A 5,846-nucleotide genomic window follows, 5' to 3' on the forward strand; every position below is an offset into this window, starting at 1 on the left:
ACGTCAGGCGCTCCGGGGGAGTTCGGCGTTCACACAGCGGACCCCCAGCCTGCCACGCGGCCCTCCCCACGCGGCCCGGCACCGGGGCCCGACCACCAAGGCGGCCGCTGTATTGGCCGCCATCGCGACCACCCGTTTCAGCCCCGTGCCAGGGGCCGGGGCTGGGGTCTTCAAGTCCCGCCTGGACGGGGCGGTCTGAGGTGGCGCCTTCGCGCACAGGCGTTCGTGCACGACGAAGGTGCCGTCGGCTCCCGTGCAGCGCAGCGGGGTTGGCGAACCGGATGCAGGAGGCACGCTCAGCCCTCTACCTGCTCTGCGCCAGCGACACCGTCGATCTCGCCGGTGCTCTCGCGCGCCGGGTCTGGAGCACCCGGCCCACCGACGGCAGGGACGACCGCCGGGCCGAGTTCCGGGAGACGTTGGACCTCCTGCATCGCTTCACCCACCAACTCCGGCAAGAAATCGCCAAATCGTAGTCCCCATTGGATCACCAGGGCGGCCCAGAGGAAGATGCCTGCGATGTGGCGTCCGGCCAGCTAGACCCGTACTTCGCAGGTCGCTGATTTAGATGATCTGGCCGCCGCCCCACAGCAAAGAGCTTGGAGGGCATTTTCTTCGGGTTTTCGGCACACGATCAGATGACCAGCGCCGCCATCCCCATTACCACGAACGCGACACCGGCCAGCAGAACTGCACCCGCCAGCAGGATGAGCACCGCACCGAATACAAGTTGCCCGGCCGTACGGCGACCGACCTTGGTGGTTTCGGGGTCTGCGGGGTCGTACGTGATCTCGACTCGCTCGGCGCCCCCGTCCGAGCCCGTGCGCTCACGCCGTACGCCGTGGCTGTCGACGTACGCGTAGGTGTACTGCTCGACGCCGTTGTAGAAGTGGGATCGCTGCAGCCGTCCCTCTACGGTGATCCCCCGGGTGCGCAACACCCAGGCTTCCCGGAACAGTTGCCATCCGCCGTACACACCCAGACCCCCCGCGGCGATCGGGCCGGGGGCAACCGCCCAGAGGACTCCCGGGACCACCCCGGCGTCCGTCACCAGCAGCAGGACGAGCACCAGCACGTATCCGCCCCCGAGGCCCCACCGAAGCTGACGGATCCGGTTCGGTGCCGCCCGCTCCAACGGCTTCTCGGTCACCAGCTCCGTCCCGTTGGGCCGCGGCTCGTCGGCGTCCCGTACGGGCAGTGCACGGCGGACCGCCTGCGCGAACTCGTGCACGGCGGGGGCACTGCGGCACCGAAGGTGGTAGGCCACGGGCTCGTCGCCCGTTAGGACGACGGTCAGCCGCCGGACCCTGGCGCCGTGAACGTCGACCCGCTCTATCGCCGCCACCGGTATCCGGCGCCGCACGCCGTCCGCCTCCAGCAGCACCACCCCGTCCCGCAGCCGGGCGGAGGCACGGCCTTTGCCGTGCAGCACCAGCGAGGACGTCTCTGTCGAGGTCATGCGGGCACATTAGGCGAGCCTGGGACCGCAGGGGACGGTTCAGCCGTATGACGGAAGCCGGGCGTCTGGCCCGGTGCGGCGAAGGTCGCCGGTACAGGGCCGTGGCGGGCGGGTTCGGGTGGCTTCGATACCGAGCAGTTCAAGGAGGTGGAGCTGGACGCCCCGGGTGATCTGCACCATCGGCGGTTCGGTGACCGTGCCGACGCGCAAAGTGAGTTCGCCGAGGTGGTAGAGGATCATCCGGCCGGTGGGGCGGACCCGGCGGTTGTCGGGGTAGAGGCCGGCCATGGTCTGCTGGGGGCCGAGGGCCCGTCTGACCTGGCGCTCGACCAAGCAGAACACGAGCAGGGCCAGGCAGATCACCTGGATCAGGGCCGCGACGCGGTGGTTGTGCTGGACGAACACCGGGCTGACCGCGAGCGGGCCCTTGAAGTCGTGGTAGCGCCGTTCGACCGTGCCCTGGCCTTTGTAGTGGATCAGGACCTGCGCGGGATCGGCCTTGGTGTGGGGAATGCCGGCCAGCAGCGCATACCAGCCGTCGACCGCGGCTTCGGCGTCCAGCGCCTCCTGGTCGAAGTGCCAGTGCAGGTGGGGGCCGTCGGTCTCGTCCTCGGTGATGTGCCAGCGCAGGCAGGAGACCACGCGGCGCCTGGCGGCGATCACCCCGACCCGGGCGGCGATCTTCTCGCGGGTCTTGTAGTGCCGCCCGCCCGCCGCAGCGACGAGCTTGTCCAACTCCGCGCTCGCCTTGGCCAGCCGGTTGGCCCGGGCTGCCTGCTGGCCTTTGGCATGGGCTGTGGAGTACACCAGGATCCGCCGCACCCTCAGCACCGGGTCGCGCTTGCGCGGCCCGGCCAGGGTGTGGACGTCCTCCAGCACCCGGTAGACCTCCCGCTGGTCGGCCGGCTTGCCGGCATCCCGGTCTGGCACCCAGTCCACAACCTGGGCCTGGGCGAGATCGAGCGCGGCGTAGACCTCGTCCTTGACCTGAGCGGCCGGGACCGGCGCGATGAACTCCACCCCGGCCTCCAGCAGCGCGGCGACGTTCCGGTAGGACACCAGCTTGGAGTCGGCGACCATCAGGAACTTCTGTTCACCTGCCAGCCGGGACAGATCTCGCATCGCCCCGACGACCTGACTGACCTCGGCCGCGCCGCCACCGAAGACACGGGCATGGACGGGGATGCCGCCGTCGGCCGACACCGCGAGCCCCGCCTGGACCTGCTTGAGGTCCACCCTCCGGTCCTTGGGATGCCCGTAGCCGACGAGCGGGTACTGCTCGGGGTAGGCGCCGTGGACGGACATGCTGGTCATGTCCCAGTGCAGCCGCGCGGTGTCGATACCGAACTCGGCGATCGCCCGCGCGCCGACCGTACCCGCGAGCTTCTCCAGATGCGGGGCAATCGCGTCCAAAGCCCGGGCCAGACGGTCGTCGTTGAGCAGACCCGCCTCGATCCCGAAGACCTCCTCCACCGCCCAAGTGCGCGCCCAGTCACCGACCCGCACCAGCGGCGCGGGCGAGGTCAGCCGATTCGCCACCAGCGCCTCGATCACCTGCCCATGCGTCAGGTGCGCACTCGCACCGCCCGGGCAGATCTCGTCGACGATCCCCGGCACATCCAGCCGGCGCAGAAACTCGGCAGCGACAGGCAGAGCGCCCAGACGCTTCTCCACCACGGACACCACCGCGCACTCAAAGCGCTGACGCTGGGACCGGGAAGTCATCCACACGCCTGGACCAACGCCCACCACCAGTCTCGGACACCACCACGACACCCAGATCATCCGAATCAACGACCTGCGAAGTACGGGGCTAGATAGTGGCACTCTTCGCGCATCTAGGGCTTCTCTTGTGGACCATGTGGTGCATGCCAGGGTCCGTAAAATCGTGAACCACTGTGGTGTGAGGGGGCAGGATGGCGTCGAAGGCCACCACTGGGAAGGCCCCACCCTCGTGCCGGGCCTCACGGTGGCCATCGCAAACGCCCGCCCCATCACCGGATGGGGCGAGCACTGAAAGTTCGCGTGGCGGCGTGGTCCTCCTGTTGTCCGGCTGCATCTCGGCGCCCCCACAACGCCCGCCTCGGAGCAGATCAAAGCCTCGGCGCAGGCCCGCCTGGACGTTTCGTTCGGCGTGGGGCGCATCGACGGGGAGAACATCCCCGCCTAGGGCAGCACGCCTGACGACTCCTCGGGTCAGGCCGCATGGGACAACCTGCTCGACTCCGAGCAGCTCGGCCTGAACTACGTGATGTGGATGCACGGCTGCGCCGACGCCCCCACCCCGTAGACCCCTCTTCCCCAGTTGTAATCTGCGGGCATCGTTCAGGCTCGGATGCTGGGGGCAGCACGCGATCGTTCGGTCCATCGCGCCAGAGGGAATGCCGCGCCCAACGGGCGAGAAAGGCCAGGCCCTTCTCGACTCCGACGACTCCCGCTACCGCGATCCCGGTGCGGCGGGACGCGGGTCACCTAGGGAGCCTGACGCTCGTCGGCGCGGTCATCGGGTCGCCTGCCGGGAGCGGCTCAGGATGGGCAAGGCGACCGCTAGGGCGAGTGCAGCGGCGCCGGACACCAGGAGCGGGACGTGCCCGTCGGCGCCCCAGGCGAGTCCGGCCCATAGGCCGGCGAGGAGGACAGCGGCGCCGGTGGCGCCCTGGTAGAGGCCCTGGGCTGTGCCCTGTTGGGGGTCGGGGACGAGGGTGGAGATCCAGGCTTTGCCGACACCGTCGGTGCAGGCGGCGAATCCCCCGTACAGGGGCAGGACCACGAAGACCAGGCACGGCGTGTGAATGAGGCCAAGGCCGAGGTAGCCGACGGCGAAGAAGAGCAGACCGGCCGTGAACACGAGCGGGCGCGGCAGCCGGTCGGACATGGCTCCAGCGGGGTAGGACAGGGCGGCGTAGGCGAGGTTGTAGACCACGTACGCTCCGAAGACCCCGGCCGTGGACAGGCCCAGATCGTGGGCGCGGAGCAGGAGCAGCGCGTCGGGGAAGTCGACCAGGTTGAAGACGAGCAGCACGGAGAGGACACGCCAGTACGGCCGGGGCAGGGACCGCCACGGAGTCCGGGCTGTCGTCGTCGACGCGCTGCCCGTCCGGCCCGGGTCACGGACAGCTGCGGCCAGGGCGACCGAGGCCACGGCCGGGATCACCGCGACCCAGAACAACGGCCGCAGATGGTGGTCGAGTGCCTCGTACAGCGCCAGGCCGACCAGCGGGCCCAGTACGGCACCCGCGGTGTCGGCAGCCCGGTGCAGTCCGAACACCTTGCCGCGCTGCCCGTGGGGAACGCCGTCGACGAGGAGGGCATCACGGGGTGCGCCCCGCATGCCCTTGCCGAGCCGGTCGACCACCCGCGCCACCAGTACCACAGGCCACACGGTGGCGAGCGCGATGAGCAGCTTGCCGACCGCGGCCAGCCCGTATCCGGCGCCGATAAGGGGTCGGCGGGCGAAGCGGTCGGAGAGTCTCCCGGCGGCGACCTTGGTGACGGACGCAGCGCCTTCGGCCAGGCCCTCGATGGCACCGACCGCGGCAGGCGGGGCGCCGAGCACGGTGGTGAGGAAGAGCGGCAGGATCGGGTAGAGGAGTTCGCTGGCGGCGTCCTGGAGGAAGGAGACCCCGCACAGCACTGTGACGTTGCGGGTCAGCCACGCGGGCCGTCGCGCTGATGAGGATGTCGCCGGGGTGGGCCGATTCACGGGTGCAGTATCTCCAGGAACCGGCCGAGCGCCGAGGTGGCGTCGGCCAGGGCGAGGGCCGACACCGTGACCAGCGACGCGGCAAGCATGGCGGCGCCGGGGCGGCTTTCCGGGCGGGTGCCCTGCAACGCGCAGACCCGGGCGGTGACCTGGTGACCCAGGTACGCCAATGCGGTGGCGCGGGCACGTCCGGTGCCGGCGAGGGCGGCGCGGGCCAGAGAGCGGGCCGCGAGCGATCGGCTGGCCGCCGCGTGAGCGGCCTCTCGTCCGCCCAGTGTTCCAGGGCGAATCCGAGATCGTCGCGCAGCCGCCGCAGGAACGGGTTGAGCGCACAGACCAGCTTGCCCAGCGCACTGTTGTGACGGTCCGCAGACGTCTGCGGTGTTCGCCACTGTGCGTCGGCGTTGTCACGTAGTTAGACACTCACCCGCCCAACCCGACCAGGCGCTTAGAAGATGCGGGCACATCCCAGCTGGGTGGACCAACGGGCTGGCAGGACTTCCGTGACAGGCTGCCAGGTGTTGTCGTCGTCCGCGCTCGTTGCCGTCAGCGTTGCCGTCATTGCCGTCCGGGTCTTGATGCGTGACCGTCGCTTTACAAGTTCGATCACAGTCCGGGGCCACCTCCCGGAATGGGCCCTCGTGACTGTCCGGCGCTCTGGCTGTAGCCGCTATTGTCCGCCCT

5 protein-coding genes and 1 pseudogene are annotated in these 5,846 nt (G+C 69.9%); 2 read left to right on the top strand and 4 right to left on the bottom strand.

The window, feature by feature from the left end:
- The coding region (locus ABZ904_RS50235; protein ID WP_361830938.1) for a hypothetical protein at positions 1-199 on the top strand (199 nt) is incomplete at its 5' end.
- A gap of 76 nt (positions 200-275) precedes the next feature.
- Positions 276-476 (top strand): annotated as a pseudogene (locus ABZ904_RS50240) (hypothetical protein); the annotation flags it as partial.
- Positions 477-634: 158 nt separating this feature from the next.
- On the opposite strand, the gene ABZ904_RS50245 reads toward ABZ904_RS50240, so the two are convergent.
- The 4 genes from ABZ904_RS50245 to ABZ904_RS50260 form a co-directional block, all read right to left on the bottom strand.
- Complete coding sequence (locus tag ABZ904_RS50245; protein ID WP_361830941.1) at positions 635-1,459, bottom strand: hypothetical protein; 825 nt, start codon at positions 1,457-1,459, stop codon at positions 635-637.
- A 39-nt stretch (positions 1,460-1,498) separates the two neighbouring features.
- A complete protein-coding gene (locus tag ABZ904_RS50250) occupies positions 1,499-3,184 on the bottom strand; it encodes an IS1634 family transposase (RefSeq protein ID WP_361830944.1) in 1,686 nt (561 codons plus the stop codon).
- Between the two features lie 775 nt (positions 3,185-3,959).
- Positions 3,960-5,162, bottom strand: coding sequence for an MFS transporter (locus ABZ904_RS50255; protein WP_361830947.1), 1,203 nt, complete (start codon positions 5,160-5,162; stop codon positions 3,960-3,962).
- Entirely contained in the window at positions 5,159-5,332 is a 174-nt protein-coding gene (locus ABZ904_RS50260; RefSeq protein ID WP_361006164.1) for a hypothetical protein, read from the bottom strand. The genes ABZ904_RS50255 and ABZ904_RS50260 overlap by 4 nt, the downstream gene beginning before the upstream one ends.
- Between the last annotated feature and the right edge of the window lie 514 nt (positions 5,333-5,846).

This window comes from Streptomyces sp. NPDC046900, assembly GCF_040644975.1.
Classification (GTDB): Bacteria; Actinomycetota; Actinomycetes; order Streptomycetales; family Streptomycetaceae; genus Streptomyces.

Coding starts and splice junctions, on each gene's coding strand:
- ABZ904_RS50245 (WP_361830941.1), bottom strand. CDS start 1,459: ATGACCTCGACAGAGACGTCCTCGCTGGTGCTGCACGGCAAAGGCCGT.
- ABZ904_RS50250 (WP_361830944.1), bottom strand. CDS start 3,184: ATGACTTCCCGGTCCCAGCGTCAGCGCTTTGAGTGCGCGGTGGTGTCC.